Consider the following 15,988-nt stretch of genomic DNA (forward strand, 5'->3'; position numbering starts at 1 on the left):
TAAAGTCATACGCTTCATGTATACCCAAATAATTCACGTTATGGGAAGGCGGTAAACTCAGGAATCCCCAGGAGCTTACTTAAGTAAGTGGCTGGGGTGACGGAGTGCAACCAACACATCCATAACGTGAAGTATGAAGGGTATATGACGTGATAAAAAAAGGGGCTGCAATGCCCCTTTGGTGAGTAAGTGTAATTATGCGAGCAAGCGCAACATTCTACGTAACGGTTCCGCCGCACCCCACAAAAGCTGGTCGCCAACGGTGAAGGCAGAAAGATACTCCGGCCCCATGTTCAGCTTACGCAAACGCCCGACAGGTGTGGTCAATGTGCCGGTGACTGCCGCAGGCGTCAGTTCACGCAGTGTGATATCGCGGTCGTTTGGCACCACTTTCACCCAATCGTTATGGGCGGCCAGCATCGCTTCGATAGTTGGCAGAGAGACATCTTTTTTCATTTTGAGGGTGAACGCCTGGCTGTGGCAACGCAGTGCGCCAACACGGACACACAAGCCATCAACAGGAATGACGGTGCCGGTATTCAGAATCTTGTTGGTTTCAGCCTGGCCTTTCCACTCTTCGCGCGTCTGGCCGTTATCAAGCTGCTTGTCGATCCATGGGATCAGGCTGCCAGCCAATGGCACGCCAAAGTTATCCGTTGGCAGGCTGCCGCTACGGGCCAGATCCGTCACTTTACGTTCGATGTTCAGGATGGCAGAAGCCGGGTCCGCCAGCTCGCTGGCAACATGGCTATGCAGTTGGCCCATTTGAGTCAGCAGTTCACGCATATGACGCGCACCGCCGCCAGATGCCGCCTGGTAAGTCGCAACGGAAACCCAGTCAACCAGGTCGTTCGCGAACAGGCCGCCGAGAGACATCAGCATCAGGCTGACGGTGCAGTTACCGCCCACAAAGGTTTTCACGCCATTGTTCAGACCTTCCTGAATAACGTGCTGGTTTACCGGGTCGAGGATGATAATCGCATCATCTTTCATACGCAGAGAAGAAGCCGCATCAATCCAGTAACCTTGCCAGCCGCTTTCACGAAGCTTTGGATAGATTTCGTTGGTATAATCGCCGCCCTGGCAGGTAATGATGATGTCCAGTGCCTTCAGCGCTTCCAGGTCATACGCGTCCTGCAACGTGCCGTTGTTCTGGCCGGCAAAAGACGGAGCCGCGAGGCCGAGCTGAGAAGTGGAGAAGAAAACCGGACGAATGGCGTCAAAATCGCGTTCTTCAACCATGCGTTGCATGAGAACGGAACCGACCATACCGCGCCAACCGATAAAACCAACATTTTTCATAGCGACTAATCCTGCAGAGGTGTTTGCGTTGTGCACATTAATTGAGATTACTGCCCACATTACAAAATGCTGCCAAAGTCGCAAGTGAAATTAATCAATGATATGCGCGCTATTAGAAATACAACTTATCAATGAACACGTTATTTATTAGAGAACACTATTCATGACCGAAATCATTTCTGCGGCAGTACTGTTAATCCTGATTATGGACCCGTTGGGAAACCTGCCGATTTTTATGTCAGTGCTCAAGCATACCGAGCCGAAGCGCCGCCGGGCCATCATGATCCGCGAGCTGCTTATTGCGCTGATCATCATGCTGATTTTCTTGTTTGCCGGGGAAAAAATTCTCGCGTTTCTTAACCTGCGCACAGAAAGCGTGTCGATTTCCGGCGGGATAATTTTGTTCCTGATTGCGATTAAAATGATCTTCCCAAGCCACGAAGGGAACGCCTCTGGCCTGCCTGCGGGCGAAGAACCCTTTATTGTGCCGCTGGCTATTCCGCTGGTTGCCGGGCCGACGCTGCTGGCAACGTTAATGCTGTTATCGCACCAGTATCCGAATCAAATGAGTCATTTAGTGATAGCGCTATTACTGGCCTGGGGCGGCACCGTGGCAATTTTGCTGCAATCGTCGCTGTTCTTGCGCCTGCTGGGCGAGAAAGGCGTGAACGCACTGGAACGCCTGATGGGACTGGTGCTGGTCATGCTGGCGACGCAGATGTTCCTGGATGGGCTGCGGGTGTGGATGAAGGGTTAAATAAAAAAACGGTGGATGTCGCTAACGCTAATCCACCCTACAACTGCTCTTCGTAGGTCGGATTAGCATTAGCGACATCCGACACATTCACTAAAGCTCGATAACCAAACCTGACTCAGCCGAATCCGGCGTAACAACCACACCCTGCTCGCCCGCAGCACTCTTACCTTGTTTCACGCCTTTCACGTTACCGATATTGCGCAGACACAGCGTCCAGTCTTTTGCCTGACCCTCGCACTGCACCGCCAGCGTATTGCCTTCACGACGCACTTTCAGCGTGAAGATAACCGAACCGTCTGCTGCCGGGACTTCGCAAAGCGCCTCGCGCCCATCGTCGAGATTAAACAGCTGGAAGGCGGTGCCTTCATGCCACGCGTAATCCGGTTTCTGGTCGTTATTGCCCAGCGCTAACAGCGTATTGTCACGCACGTACACCGGCAGGCTCTGGAAATCATGCTTCTCTTTATGCCAGCGGCTACCTTGCGCTTGCTGGTTGCTGAGTAGATGCGTCCAGCGCCCTTCTGGCAGATAGAACTGCACGTCGCCCGCCTCCGAGAACACCGGCGCAACCATCACGGAATCGCCCAGCATGTACTGGCGGTCGAGATAATCGCAGCCCGGATCGTCCGGGAACTCCAGCATCATGGCGCGCATCATCGGCGTACCGAACTCTGCGGCCTGCGCCGCCTGACGGTACAGATACGGCATCATGCGTGATTTCAGCTGCGTGAAGTGGCGCACCACGTCGCAGGCTTCATCGTCATACGCCCATGGCACACGATAGGATTTGCTACCGTGCAGGCGGCTGTGGCTGGAAAGCAGCCCGAACGCGCACCAGCGTTTATACACATGCGCCGGAGCGGTATTTTCGAAGCCGCCAATATCGTGGCTCCAGAACCCAAAGCCGGACATGCCGAGTGACAGGCCGCCGCGCAGGCTTTCTGCCATTGATTCGTAGTTGGCGTAGCAGTCGCCACCCCAGTGAACCGGGAATTGTTGTGCGCCAACGGAGGCTGAACGGGCAAACAGCACCGCTTCTTCGTCGCCCAGCTCTTGCTTGAGCACGTTCCACACCAGCTCGTTATAGATGAACGCGTAATGGTTGTGCATTTTCTGCGGGTCGGAACCATCGTGCCACACCACATCCGTTGGAATGCGCTCGCCAAAGTCAGTTTTGAAGCAATCCACACCCATGCGCACCAGGCGTTTCAGATGCCCTGCATACCATTCGCACGCCGCCGGATTAGTAAAATCGACAATCGCCTGGCCTGGCTGCCATTTATCCCACTGCCACACCGCGCCGTTCGGGCGTTTGAGCAGATAACCTTTTTCCATTCCTTCGCGGAACAGCGGGGATTTCTGGCCGATATACGGGTTAATCCACACGCAGATTTTCAGGCCACGCGCTTTCAAGCGTTTCAACATGCCTTCCGGATCGGGGAACGTCACCGGGTCCCACTCAAAATCGCACCACTGGAAGGCTTTCATCCAGAAGCAGTCGAAATGGAACACGTGCAGCGGCAAATTGCGTTCGGCCATGCCGTCGATAAAGCTGTTAACCGTCGCTTCGTCGTAGTTGGTGGTAAAGGAAGTGGTGAGCCACAGGCCAAACGACCACGCTGGCGGCAACGCCGGGCGGCCAGTGAAGCGGGTGTAACGGCCGAGAACCGCTTTCGGCGTTGGGCCGTCAATCACGAAATATTCGAGATATTCGCCTTCGACACTGAACTGCACTTTGGAGACTTTCTCGGAACCGACTTCAAAGGAGACACATTCCGGGTGGTTCACCAGCACGCCATAACCGCGATTGGTGAGATAGAACGGAATATTTTTGTAGGATTGCTCGGTGCTGGTGCCGCCATCGCGGTTCCAGGTCTCCACCGTCTGACCATTTTTCACCAGTGCGGTAAAACGCTCGCCCAGGCCGTAAACCGTTTCACCGACGCCCAAATCCAGGCGCTCGAACATGTGCGTATTACCGCTGTTCGCATCCTGCACATAACCGTTGTTTTTCACTGCACTGCCGGTGATACGCACGCCATCGCGCAGGAAATCCAGCGCCCATTCAGTGCCTTTGGTTACGCGCACCGCCAGGTTGCCGCTTTTCAGCTCGGCAAATTCAGCGGTGTTTTGCATGGTCACTTTCACATCGTGCAATACGTTGAGCGGATAATGCGGGCCGTTATTCACCGCGCCCTGGAAATGCTCGATGCGCACACCAACAATCCCTTCCTGCGGGGAGAAAAAGCGCAGCGTAAACAGTGGAGTATCAAGCTGATTCCCCCGCTCCCGCACATCCTTCATGCCCGCGTACACCACCATTTCGTTGCCCTGTTGTTCAACTTCAAACACTTGCACCGGGTGGATAAGCGCTAAACCGGGCTGAATCAGCCAGTTGCCGTCACTAATTTTCATTATGCCGTCCTTTTGAATACTGAATTTTTGGAAACGGTGTGCCAGTGGGTCTGGTGATCACCTTTAAAAGCGAGTGTAAAAAATTCGATAGTTCAGGTTTTAAAGCATCGGGAGGCGGGCCGGAATTCCAATTTCTGGTTATCAGATTACGTTTCTTGATAAGTGTGAGCAGAGTCGCTCAATAGAGGGGTTCAAAAGTGCTAAACGCGTGGATTTCGTACGGTTTAATTGATCCGGCTAATAGTTTTCAGGAAATCATTGTGGAAAGGGCAAAGCATTGTTTGGTAAGCGGGAGAAACCAGGTATACTGCGCACCGCCTCCATGTAGCAATCGAGGCTAGGAAGATCGTCGTCTCCGGTGAGGCGGCTGGACTTCAAATCCAGTTGGTGCCGCCAGCGGTGCCGGGCAGGTTCAACTCCTGTGATCTTCCGCCATTTTTTGATTCAATCATGTAGATATGCGGAATTACACATTTTACGATCCTGATCCATTAATCACTTCCACTCCTAGCATAATTATCTATACTAGCGTGAGTTTATAAATCTCGCTAATTATATGCACTTTTAGTCATTTAATAATATTTTGCGCTGGAGATCTTTATGGAAACTAGTACAAATTTATTTGGAATGTTGTTTAATAGTAATACTCTTGTTGTTTTAGCAACATTGTTTGCACCATTGCTAGCAATTCAAGCTACACGTTATTTAGATAGAAAAAGAGAAGTGGGTCAAAATCAACAATTTTTATTTAGAACTCTTATGGCAACCAGAGCGACGTCAACTGATATTAGACATGTAGAAGCATTGAATTCTATTGATGTTATATTTTCAAATCAAAAAAATAAAGATGAAAAAAATATACGCCTTGCGTGGAAAGAATATTTAGACTTTTTAGCAACCAGAAAATACACAGCTGAAAATGCTGATAACTGGGAATCAGAAAGAAAGAATCACCAGATTGAATTGCTTAGTAGGATGGCAAAATATTTAGGTTATGATTTCGATAAAACACACATTAAGAATCAAGTATATTATCCGGAGCGTTTCAACACGGATGAGAATTATGCAACCATAGGGAAAGAGTCATTATTAAAGGTATTGCAAGGGAAATCTCCCATTTCAATTAATATTACTGGAATGGATCTTCCCACACAAAAAGAGAAGACAGAGAAATCAGATATTGTCGAAAAAATATTCAATTCACAGTGAGTAATTATACATACCTAATTTTTCGCCGTCATATTTAAAATCTGATGGCGAAAAAATATAGAAACATAAATTCTATATTTCTTTGTGATCCAGCCTCTCCAATTCTTTCCTACCCAACTCCTTCAACCAATTCCCCAAACTCATACCAGCATCTTTCGCTGCAACTTCAAATTGGGATTTCAGTTCCGGTGTGATGCGGATCTGAAATGTCGGAGATAGTCCTTTTCCCTTAGGGCTTTTATCACGTTTGATAGTTGACATGTACGTACGCGTTCCTCATTATGTTCTAGTCGCGTACGTACATTATAACGGTACGAGATAAAGAGCAACGCCCCGGAGTGCGTCAACACTACCGAGGCGTTTAACCACTATCGTTAAGGACATAACGCAATGGCTAACACCAATAGTACCACAACCGCTTGCACTGAAAGCGTGTGCCTGCCGTCAGTTAATGAAACCGCTATTACCGCACTGCTAAAAACCCCACTTGGTGCGCATCTGGATTTATTTCAGATCCTCGATAACTGCCAGCACCATGTCGATGCGCTGATTGAAAACGACGACAACACCGAATGTATGGCGCTCTGCGGGCGCTTACTTGCCGCTCTCGAAGTATTGAAAGGTGTGCTTAAAGCGCCGTTACCGGCTCATTTAATCGAGCGCCTGACGGTGGATGTGGCAGAACCCGATAATTACCGCGCTCCGCTTTCTACTGATTCCGAAACTCTGCGCGAGTATTGTTCCGCACTCACCATCTTATTGCTGCAACATCAGCAATCGCCCGAGCAGAAAGAACACATCACAGGGCTATTATTCGAGTTGGTTAACGTTCTGGTCGAGGATTTAAAAGCACCACGCTTTGTTAGCACAGATGGCGGGCTTGTGATGATTAGCGGCGAGGCAGTGCCTGGGATTCACTAGTTTTTGTAGGGTGGATAAGCTTGCGCCATCCACCATTTTTGGTGGATGGCACTCTTGTTAAAGTTCTCATATATTATCTCGAACGCATGTCGTTAATGACGTACAAAACCAGCCATTCGAGCAGCGCTACCAGCAAAACAGCGAGGATGACGGAAAGAGTGAAATATATGACTATCCCGTTTGTTTCCAGCCGTTGGCTATAATCCGGTAATCGCCCCATTCCCAGCGACGTAAGCAGATTGGTATATGGCCCAGTTAGCGCATAAGAAAGTGAACGAAACACACCGCCGATCACCAGCAACCAGCCAAAAAATAAAAACAAGCCAGTCCTTAATATCCATCTAAGACTCTTCAATATCGCATGCCCTATCCAACACATTACAGTCACCAACAATTAGTGCACCGGCTGCATCATAAAGCCATAAATATGCGAGAACAGCCATATTCTATTTCTCCATTATTAGCTGATGTGTTATTAACGTGAAAATCAAATATCACGTTAAAGTTACAGAAACAAAAGACATATTTTCATGATCTATTTCGCAGTTAAAATAATAAAAGTGTCAGACATGAAGATAATTGTGATGAGTTATATCAAAAATATATATCCCAGAATATTATATTCATTATTTCGATGTATAATTCCCTCAATTTTCGTAGCTCGGGTAAGCGCAGCGTCACCCTTGATCCCCCTGCTGCACAACCTGTACGGTCTTCTTTGTCGATGAAGCATGTGACATACTGTGCCGATATTGTTCCCGCCACAAAAATTTATCTGGCGTAAACAAACGAAAACAAGGGGTTACGTGACGCGTAGCCCTTTTTTAATGCCTGACGAAACAGGTAGCAGCAATTTAAGAGGTTTGTATGAACTGGGATGTGTTGAAGTGGTTGATTGGCATCTACTTTGGCTGTTTTTTTGGGCTTCTCAAAGTCGCCTACTCAGACCCAAAGTTTTATCTTGAGTACATAGATAAAAAACTCACCTGGTTCTGTTACACGTGTCTGGTCGGCTTCAGCGCCTTCTGGTACGGGCTTTATGCGTGCAGAAATTACACCGTAGAAAACATTGATCTGATATCGGAACAACTGTCCCATCTGGACAAAGAATATAGCTATGTCACGTCCTATCTTCTTGTTTTGATTATTGCGTCCTGTTTGTCTTTTGGCGCCAGCATTTTGTTTATTGATATCGCGCGCAGAAAGCAGGCGCATCTGAGCTCTTAAGCCTGAACAAATTGAAAACCCGTATGGTTTAGCCATGCGGGTTTTTGTTTTGTGGCAACGCTGAACCCTCCCCCTAAAACCCTTCGTAATACACCTTAACAATCTGTCTTGAGCGCAGCAGGTAGAATCCCCTTCTTATTTAAAAGGGATGTTTCAGCATGAAAAAATTGATGGCAGTTCTGCTGTTAAGCGGTGTAGCGCTTTCGGTCACGGCGTGTTCGAGCGATTACGTTATGTCGACCAAAGCAGGCGATATGATTGTGACGCAGGGGAAACCGCAAGTTGATTCAGATACTGGCCTGATTAGTTACACCGACCAGCAAGGCAACGAGCGCCAGATTAATAACGACCAAATCGTGCAGATGATTAAGAAAGACTGATTTTCTGCGCCAATATCAGCCAGCTTAGGTTGGCTGGTATTTTCATCCCCCCGCTTATTCCCTGGGTTAAATCACTGTCTGTGCTGCACAAATACGTGCCGGAGAGGGTGTACTTTCATTCTAGCCGCAAAAAAATTTCATTTTCCTGGCAATATTTCTACTTCTCATTCGTCTACCTCATCAGAAGCAATAATTAACTAATCTGATGAGGAGTAAAAATGATGAGAGATTTTGATATGCGTGGATATGGCCGGGAGCACGGTCGCGGATTCGGCGGCCACCCGATGGCTAAACCACTGCTGATTGGCATTGTGTTTATTGCCGTGTTAAGCCTGCTGGTGATGTCGCTGTGGAATGCATTGTTGCCTGCGATTATCGGCGTGAAAAGCATTGGCTTCTGGCAGGCGCTTGGGTTGCTGGTGCTGTGTCGGATTCTGTTCGGCGGTTTGGGTCTACGTCCTGGGATGTTCGGTATGGGCCGCGATCGCCGCCGTATGCATGAACGCTGGATGCAAATGACACCAGAGCAGCGCGAACAGTTTGTACAGCAGCGCCGCGGTGGATTCTGGCGTCATGGTCGCGGGCATTGCCATCATCGCGATGAGCGGCATGGTGAAAATGAGCATTGCCGTCAGAAGCCGGAAGATAACGCCCAGAAACCGACGCAAGCTGAGTGACGATAATGAAAGCCGGGACGGCAGGACATTCTCGAGTCATGTTGGCGCTCAATGCGTGTCGCTCGAAGCTGAAAGCGTTTATCGTTGGCCGCACGCCAATACGTGATGACGCAGACGATATCCTGCAAGAAGTGACATGGCAGTTGATGAAGGTGGAGCAACCGGTGGAGAACGTCGCCGCCTGGTTGTTTCGCGCCGCACGTAATGAAATGACCGACAGAGCACGTAAAAAGCGCGAGCTTCCGCTTTCTGACTACTATTCTGACGACGATGATGGTTTTCTTCCTGAAGACGAACTGGCGGAAACGTTGTTTGGCGTGCCACAGTCACCGGAAGACGAATATCTGAGTCAGCTGCTCTGGGATGAGCTGGAAGATGCGATGTCGGAGCTTTCTGTGGCGCAGCGTGAGGCGTTCGAAAAAACCGAACTCCACGGCTACAGCTTTAAAGAGTTAGCGGAAGAAACAGGCACTAGCGTCCAGGCCCTGTTATCCCGCAAACACAAGGCCGTGCTTTATCTACGAACCCGTCTTCGCAATCTTTATGATGAGCTAACCGAAGACTGAGTTAATTGCGCTTATTGACCGACCCGCCACGCAACATCACGCATGGCATCGCGGGCTGCCTGGCTGATACCACCAAGCTGGAAAAAGCCCTGGATCACCCCGAGATAGCGTTGGCAGGTGGACTCAACGCCTTGATCCATCAGGCACTCATGCAGAACCTCGCCTTCATTACGCAGTGGGTCATATTCAGCGGTAATGATATGTACTGGCGGCAGGCCTGCAAAATCCTCACGAAATAACGGGCTGGCCTCTTCATTCATTGAGTCAAGATCGGGCATATAGGCTTCGTAACCTGAAAGCAGCGTATCGCGGGTAATGATGTAGTCGTAGCCATTTTCCTGATAGCTGACAGATTCCGCCGTCGCGTCCAGCATCGGGTAAATCAGCATGAGGCGCGCAGGCAACCAGTTTCCGGCACTTTTCAGCCGCAGTGCGGTGACCAGGGCAATATGCCCACCGGCGCTGTCGCCCGCGAGCGTAATTCGTTCACGATTCACTTCCAGTTGTTCAGCCGCTTGCCAGATAGCGTCCGCTGCACGCTCAGCATCATCATGTGCAGCCGGATAAGTGTGCTCTGGTGCCACGCGATACTGAACGGCAATCACCCGGCAACCACTGTGATAGCAAAGCTGGCGTAACTGATTGTCATGGGTTTCAAACCCACCGCTAACAAAGCAACCGCCGTGGTAGTAGATCACGGCGGGGAGTGATCCGGTTGAATTTAGTGGGGAAAATATACGTAACGTGCATCCATTAAGACTGATGTCTTTCACGTCGACTCGGGTTTCGGTTTCGCCCGCTAAAACAGTGCTGGCGATATACCCAGCCCGGCGTTCGGCAAAAGTTTGTTGGCGTGAAGAAGGGCGGCCAGAGTTAATAAATTCATCAACCAGCCCGGCAATTGCGGGTTCGAGGGACATACTGTGATCCTGCGTGATGACCAGGGCGGATAAGCCAAAGCTCTCCGCCCTGGGAACTTGTTACTCCCCTTCCCCCGGGAACAGGAAAGGATTGATACTGCTGCGGGCAAAACCTTCTTGCTCCATGCGTGCATCCAGCACCAGCGTGGCTAAATCGTCGGCAACGGCTTCCACTTTGGCATCTTTTTCCTGATAGAGAATCTTCAGGTAGGTGCCGCAGTCGCCACAGCTTTCCGCTTTAATCGCTGACTGTTCGCTTTCCAGCGACCAGTAGTTCAAATCGCGGGTTTGCTCGCAGTTGCTACATTTCACACGCACCACGTGCCACTCGGTTTCACACAAGTTGCAGTGCAAGTAACGCAAGCCACTGGTGCCGCCAATCTGCACGATGCTGGAAACCGGCATCGAACCGCAAACCGGGCAGAACTGGCGTTGCTCGCCGTATTCCGCTTTCGCACGCCCTGGAATCAGGCTCGCCATTTGCGCCCAGTAAAGCGACAACGCAGCCCAGATGAACGGGGCTTTGTCGCTGGAAACCAGCGCAAAATCAGCGTTAAACAACGCAGTAGCCATCTCTTCCAGCTCTTGCGTTGAAGCCTTTTCCAGATTTTCGATAACCGCCAGCGCCTGGCCGCTCATCTCTGGTTTTAGCTCAGCAATCAATGAGTTGAGCAAACGCTGCCAGTGCGGGTCACGCGGCAGAACATGGATATCCAGCGGCGGCTTGCCCGTTTCAGAAGATTTCTGAATCAGCGCCGTTAAATCCATTTCCAGCGGGTGGTCGTACAGCACCACTTCCTGCGCGTGGGCAATAAGCGCCGCAAAGCGCAGGAAATCACCCAGCGGGTTGTCGGTCGCCAGTTCGCGCAGGCGTTCTGCACGGCGGTTGTAGAGATTTTTCAGCCGGGGGAACAGTAACGGCGGGATAGTCTCCGCCGTACGTTTCGCGCTCTTATCCAGCTGGTCTTGCGGGATTATGCGAATGCTCATTCCTGTCGTTTTTCCTGTTTCTGGCGAACTTCACGATACCATTTCGGATGGTGTTTCTTCGCCCAGGACGTTGTGACCCAGCCTTCCACCATCGCGGTAATCGTGCCTTTCACCCAAAGGGCGGCGTAGATGTGGACCATAATAACCACAATCAGTGCCACTGCGGCAAATGAATGCACCATCAGGGCTACGCGAATCACCGGGATTGAGAAAGCAGGAGCGAAGTAAGGACGCCAGATAATCACGCCGCTCACCAGCAGTAGCACCAGGAAAATAATCGCCGCCCAGAACACGCATTTCTGGCCGAAGTTATAACGCCCGGTGTCACCCACTTCCTCGTTGACGACGATCTTACGAATATTCTTCGCCCAAAAGATATCATCCCGATTGATTAGATTGTGGTGCCAGTAACGGAAAAACATGATGATAAACGAGGCAAACATCACCACACCGACGAACGGATGGAGGATGCGCGCCAGCTGCGGCGTACCCAGAATGTGCATCAGCCAGTTAAAGGATGGGAAGAAGAACCCCAGCCCGCTCACCGCCGCCAGTATGAAGCAGAAGGCGGTTACCCAGTGGTTGATGCGCTCTGGTGCGCTGTAACGTTGAATGGTCACTTGTTTTTTCATGGTTTGCGCACCTCGTCATCGTCATGGTGCAAGTTTTCGTCTTCATCATCGGCACGGTTCGGGCCGACTCCCACATAGTGGAACACGCTGGCGGCGAAGGTCGCAGCAAAGCCAATAGCGGCGAGCGGCTTCCAGACACCTTTCCAGAATTTCACGGTTGGGCTGATGGACGGATTCTCCGGCAGGCCGTGATACAGCGTCGGCTTGTCCGCATGATGCAGCACGTACATAACGTGAGTGCCGCCAACGCCTTCCGGGTCGTACAATCCGGCGTTGTCATAACCGCGTGTTTTCAACTCTGCCACGCGCTCGCCCGCCAGGTTTTTCATCGACTCTTTCGAGCCAAAATGAATCGCACCGGTTGGGCAGGTTTTCACGCAGGCAGGCTCCTGGCCGACGGTCACACGGTCTACGCACAGGGTGCATTTGTAGACACGGTTGTCCTCCGGGTTCAGGCGCGGCACATCAAACGGGCAACCGGCGATGCAGTAACCGCAGCCGATGCACTGTTCAGACTGGAAATCGACAATACCATTGGCGTACTGAATGATTGCGCCTTCAGCCGGGCAGGCTTTCAGGCAGCCTGGGTCCGCGCAGTGCATACAACCATCTTTGCGGATCAACCATTCCAGTTTGTCGTTTTGCTCCACTTCCGAGAAGCGCATGACCGTCCATGATTTGGCGGTTAAATCAGCCGGATTATCATAAACACCGACGTTGCTGCCGATTTCATCACGCAGATCGTTCCACTCCGAACAGGCCACCTGGCAGGCTTTGCAGCCGATACAGGTGGTGACGTCGATAAGTTTCGCAACCTCTTGCTGACTTCCCCGCGCTTGTGGCGCGGGCGTGAGGCCGTTGGTGGCGGAACGACGGATAATGTCCTGAGATTGATAAGCCATAATTCGTCTCCGTTACACCTTTTCCACATTGACCAGGAACGCCTTAAATTCAGGCGTTTGCGTGTTGGCATCACCGACAAATGGCGTCAGGGTGTTGGCGATAAAGCCTTTCTTCGCCACACCTTCATAACCCCAGTGAATCGGAATACCGATGGTGTCCACTTTCTGGCCGTTCACATCGAGCTGGCGAATACGCTTGGTCACCACCGCTTTGGCTTTGATAAAGCCACGGTTGGAGGAGACTTTCACCGTGTCGCCGTGAGCAATGCCGAGTGAATTCGCGAGCTTTTCGCCAATCTCGATAAACTGCTCTGGCTGCGCGATGGCGTTAAGTACCGCGTGTTTAGTCCAGTAGTGGAAATGCTCGGTCAAACGATAAGTGGTGCCGACATACGGGAATTTGTCATGCTTGCCCATCGCTTCCAGGTCACCTTTGAACACGCGCGCCGCCGGGTTAGAAACCACGTTCGGGTGCAGCGGGTTGGTGCCAAGCGGCGTTTCAAACGGCTCGTAATGTTCCGGGAACGGCCCTTCTGCCATCTTGTCGATAGCAAACAAGCGCCCTAAACCTTCCGGCTGCATGATGAACGGCCCAACGTCAGTGCCAGGTGCGGCAGTGCTGTAGTCGGCAATATCCGCGCCGCTCCACTTCGCGCCATCCCAGGAGATCAGGCGGCGTTTTTCATCCCACGGTTTACCCGCTGGATCAGCAGAAGCACGGTTATACAGAATGCGGCGGTTGAGCGGCCACGCCCAGGCCCAGCCTACTGTGTTACCCAGACCAGACGGATCAGCGTTATCGCGGCGTGCCATCTGGTTGCCGTCTGGCGTCCAGGAACCAGCGAAAATCCAGCAGCCACTGGAAGTAGTGCCGTCATCGCGCAGTTGTGCGAACGAGCTAAGCTGCTGACCTTTTTTCACCAGAACCGTACCGGTTACCGGATCGACCACGTCCTGCAACGCTTTACCGTTGCTTTCCATCGCCACTTCTTCCGGAGCCGGGTTGTCTGGCGTCTGGTAATTCCAGGTCATGTTCAGCACTTGCTCAGGCAGCGCACCGCCTTCGCTTTGGTACATATGGCGCATACGGCTAAAGATACCCGCAAGGATTTCGCCGTCATTCAGCGCTTCCCCTGGGGCGTCCGCACCTTTCCAGTGCCACTGCAACCAGCGGCCGGAGTTAACGATAGAACCGTTTTCTTCAGCAAAGCAGGTGGATGGCAGGCGGAACACTTCGGTCTGGATTTTCGACGGGTCGACATCGTTAATCTCGCCGTGGTTTTGCCAGAAGTTCGAGGTTTCGGTGTTCAGCGGGTCGATGGTCACGAGGAATTTCAGCTTCGACAGTGACGCAATGACCTTGTTTTTGTTCGGGAACGAGGCGACAGGGTTAAAGCCCTGGCACAAATAACCGTTCACCTTGCCCTGGTTCATCATCTCGAAATATTGCAGGACGTCGTAGCCCTTGTCCCACTTCGGCAACCAGTCATAACCCCAGCTATTTTCCGCTGTGGCTTTGTCGCCGAAGAAGGCTTTCATCATCGAAACGAAGAATTTCGGATAGTTGCCCCAGTAGTTGACCTGGCCTTCCAGCAGCGGTTTCGGCGTGTTGGCAGCAAGGTAAGTCTGGAGGTCAGGCTGTTTTTCATTCGGCAGCGTCATGTAGCCTGGCAGGCTTTGTGACAGCAGGCCGAGGTCGGTCAGACCCTGAATGTTGGAGTGACCGCGCAGGGCGTTGACGCCGCCGCCTGCCATCCCCATGTTGCCGAGCAGCAACTGAATCATCGCCATGGTGCGAATGTTCTGCGCGCCCACGGAGTGTTGCGTCCAGCCCAGCGCGTACAAGAACGACGCGGTTTTATCTTTTACGCTGGTCGCTGCGATGTATTCACAGACCTGGATGAAGTCATCTTTCGGGGTGCCGCAAATATTGGAAACCACTTCTGGCGTATAACGGGAAACGTGCTCTTTGAGCAGGTTCCACACGCAACGTGGATGAGTCAGCGTCAGGTCGCGTTTGGCGAAGCCTTTTTCGTCCAGCTCATAATTCCAGGTGGTTTTGTCGTATTTACGATTTACCGCGTCATAGCCCGAGAACAGGCCATCATCGAAGCTGTAATCCTCACGCACAATCAGATTGGCGTTGGTGTAAGCCTCAACGTATTCACGGTTGTATTTATTGTTATTGATCAGGTACAGCAACACGCCAGACAAGAAAGCGATGTCTGAGCCGGAACGAATCGGGGTGTAGAAATCCGCCACCGAAGCGGTACGCGTGAAGCGCGGATCGATAACAATCAGCTTCGCACCGTTGTGGATTTTGGCTTCCATCGCCCAGCGGAACCCGACTGGATGCGCTTCTGCCGCGTTTCCACCCATCACAATAACGAGATCGGCGTTCTTGATATCAACCCAGTGGTTGGTCATCGCACCGCGACCAAATGTTGGAGCAAGACTTGCTACCGTTGGTCCGTGTCAGACACGCGCCTGGTTATCTACGGCTAACATGCCGAGGGCGCGGGAAAATTTCTGGGTTAAATAGCCGGTTTCATTACTGGAAGCGGATGCGCACAACATGCCGGTGGAAAGCCAACGGTTAACCGTGGTTCCCTGGTCATTCTGGGCAATAAAGTTGGCATCGCGGTCAGCTTTCATCAGTTTGGCGATACGGTCAAACGCCGTTTCCCAGCTGATTTGTTCCCATTTATCCGAGCCTGGGGCGCGGTAAGACGGGAATTTAAGACGGCTTTCGCTGTGGATGAAATCCACCAGCCCTGCGCCTTTAGGGCAAAGTGCACCACGGTTTACCGGATGGTCCGGGTCGCCTTCAATATGGAAGATAGATGCTTTGGCATTTTTCGCGCCGTCACCGAGGCTGTACATCAATAGCCCGCAACCGACGGAACAGTATGTGCAGGTATTACGCGTTTCACGGGTACGTAGTAATTTGTATTGCCGTGTTTCCGCCAGTGCAACGCCCGGGGCAAAACCCAGTGCCGCTGCTGTAGTCCCTGCCATACCGCCAGCACAGATCTTAAAGAACTGTCTTCTGCTGACCTGCATGGGTGCTCCTTGTTTCGACATTTTCAC

At 51.5% G+C, this 15,988-nt stretch carries 16 protein-coding genes and 1 tRNA gene; 7 read left to right on the plus strand and 10 right to left on the minus strand.

Features of this window, described 5'->3' with window-relative positions:
- Positions 1-195: 195 nt before the first annotated feature.
- A complete protein-coding gene (gene asd, locus AC0IWZ_RS19675; RefSeq protein ID WP_471678658.1) occupies positions 196-1,302 on the minus strand; it encodes an aspartate-semialdehyde dehydrogenase in 1,107 nt (368 codons plus the stop codon).
- A gap of 163 nt (positions 1,303-1,465) precedes the next feature.
- Between asd and AC0IWZ_RS19680 the strand changes: the two genes are divergently transcribed.
- A complete protein-coding gene (locus AC0IWZ_RS19680; RefSeq protein WP_471678657.1) occupies positions 1,466-2,059 on the plus strand; it encodes a YhgN family NAAT transporter in 594 nt (197 codons plus the stop codon).
- Between the two features lie 90 nt (positions 2,060-2,149).
- On the opposite strand, the gene yicI is transcribed toward AC0IWZ_RS19680, so the two are convergent.
- Positions 2,150-4,474: an alpha-xylosidase gene (yicI, locus tag AC0IWZ_RS19685; protein ID WP_471678656.1), complete on the minus strand. Its 2,325-nt coding sequence runs from the start codon at positions 4,472-4,474 to the stop codon at positions 2,150-2,152.
- 340 nt (positions 4,475-4,814) lie between these two features.
- Here yicI and AC0IWZ_RS19690 point away from each other — a divergent pair.
- Positions 4,815-4,909: transfer RNA gene (locus tag AC0IWZ_RS19690), tRNA-Sec, on the plus strand.
- A gap of 165 nt (positions 4,910-5,074) precedes the next feature.
- The gene (locus AC0IWZ_RS19695; protein ID WP_471678655.1) at positions 5,075-5,683 is read left to right on the plus strand and encodes a DUF6680 family protein; all 609 of its coding nucleotides are present in this window, start codon (positions 5,075-5,077) and stop codon (positions 5,681-5,683) included.
- Positions 5,684-5,755: 72 nt separating this feature from the next.
- Here AC0IWZ_RS19695 and AC0IWZ_RS19700 read toward each other — a convergent pair whose 3' ends face one another.
- On the minus strand, positions 5,756-5,944 hold the full coding sequence (locus AC0IWZ_RS19700; RefSeq protein WP_034499239.1) for a toxin-antitoxin system HicB family antitoxin: 189 nt from the start codon (positions 5,942-5,944) through the stop codon (positions 5,756-5,758).
- 129 nt (positions 5,945-6,073) lie between these two features.
- Here AC0IWZ_RS19700 and AC0IWZ_RS19705 point away from each other — a divergent pair, with 129 nt between their 5' ends.
- Positions 6,074-6,604: a hypothetical protein gene (locus AC0IWZ_RS19705; RefSeq protein ID WP_471678654.1), complete on the plus strand. Its 531-nt coding sequence runs from the start codon at positions 6,074-6,076 to the stop codon at positions 6,602-6,604.
- A 73-nt stretch (positions 6,605-6,677) separates the two neighbouring features.
- Here AC0IWZ_RS19705 and AC0IWZ_RS19710 read toward each other — a convergent pair whose 3' ends face one another.
- Together AC0IWZ_RS19710 and AC0IWZ_RS19715 are read right to left on the minus strand one after the other, a co-directional pair.
- Positions 6,678-6,926: a hypothetical protein gene (locus tag AC0IWZ_RS19710; RefSeq protein ID WP_471678653.1), complete on the minus strand. Its 249-nt coding sequence runs from the start codon at positions 6,924-6,926 to the stop codon at positions 6,678-6,680.
- Between the two features lie 620 nt (positions 6,927-7,546).
- The gene (locus AC0IWZ_RS19715; protein ID WP_471678652.1) at positions 7,547-7,867 is read right to left on the minus strand and encodes a hypothetical protein; all 321 of its coding nucleotides are present in this window, start codon (positions 7,865-7,867) and stop codon (positions 7,547-7,549) included.
- 122 nt (positions 7,868-7,989) lie between these two features.
- Here AC0IWZ_RS19715 and AC0IWZ_RS19720 point away from each other — a divergent pair, with 122 nt between their 5' ends.
- From AC0IWZ_RS19720 to AC0IWZ_RS19730, 3 genes are all read left to right on the plus strand, one after another.
- The gene (locus tag AC0IWZ_RS19720; RefSeq protein WP_034499252.1) at positions 7,990-8,211 is read left to right on the plus strand and encodes a YgdI/YgdR family lipoprotein; all 222 of its coding nucleotides are present in this window, start codon (positions 7,990-7,992) and stop codon (positions 8,209-8,211) included.
- A gap of 221 nt (positions 8,212-8,432) precedes the next feature.
- Complete coding sequence (locus AC0IWZ_RS19725; protein ID WP_471679113.1) at positions 8,433-8,888, plus strand: hypothetical protein; 456 nt, start codon at positions 8,433-8,435, stop codon at positions 8,886-8,888.
- Positions 8,889-8,893: 5 nt separating this feature from the next.
- Complete coding sequence (locus tag AC0IWZ_RS19730; RefSeq protein ID WP_471679112.1) at positions 8,894-9,454, plus strand: RNA polymerase sigma factor; 561 nt, start codon at positions 8,894-8,896, stop codon at positions 9,452-9,454.
- Positions 9,455-9,465: 11 nt separating this feature from the next.
- On the opposite strand, the gene AC0IWZ_RS19735 is transcribed toward AC0IWZ_RS19730, so the two are convergent.
- From AC0IWZ_RS19735 to fdnG, 5 genes are read right to left on the minus strand one after another with little or no spacing between them, the layout of a single operon-like run.
- A complete protein-coding gene (locus AC0IWZ_RS19735) occupies positions 9,466-10,374 on the minus strand; it encodes an alpha/beta hydrolase (RefSeq protein ID WP_471678651.1) in 909 nt (302 codons plus the stop codon).
- Between the two features lie 60 nt (positions 10,375-10,434).
- The gene (gene fdhE, locus AC0IWZ_RS19740) at positions 10,435-11,364 is read right to left on the minus strand and encodes a formate dehydrogenase accessory protein FdhE (RefSeq protein ID WP_172893004.1); all 930 of its coding nucleotides are present in this window, start codon (positions 11,362-11,364) and stop codon (positions 10,435-10,437) included.
- Positions 11,361-11,996, minus strand: coding sequence for a formate dehydrogenase cytochrome b556 subunit (gene fdoI, locus AC0IWZ_RS19745; RefSeq protein WP_034499260.1), 636 nt, complete (start codon positions 11,994-11,996; stop codon positions 11,361-11,363). Before fdoI ends, fdhE begins: the two co-directional genes overlap by 4 nt.
- Entirely contained in the window at positions 11,993-12,898 is a 906-nt protein-coding gene (fdxH, locus tag AC0IWZ_RS19750) for a formate dehydrogenase subunit beta (RefSeq protein ID WP_034499262.1), read from the minus strand. Before fdxH ends, fdoI begins: the two co-directional genes overlap by 4 nt.
- Positions 12,899-12,910: 12 nt before the next feature.
- Positions 12,911-15,961 (minus strand): formate dehydrogenase-N subunit alpha, encoded by a 3,051-nt coding sequence (gene fdnG, locus AC0IWZ_RS19755; RefSeq protein ID WP_471678650.1) that lies wholly within the window; start codon positions 15,959-15,961, stop codon positions 12,911-12,913.
- Between the last annotated feature and the right edge of the window lie 27 nt (positions 15,962-15,988).

It is taken from the genome of Buttiauxella sp. AC142, from assembly GCF_979253435.1.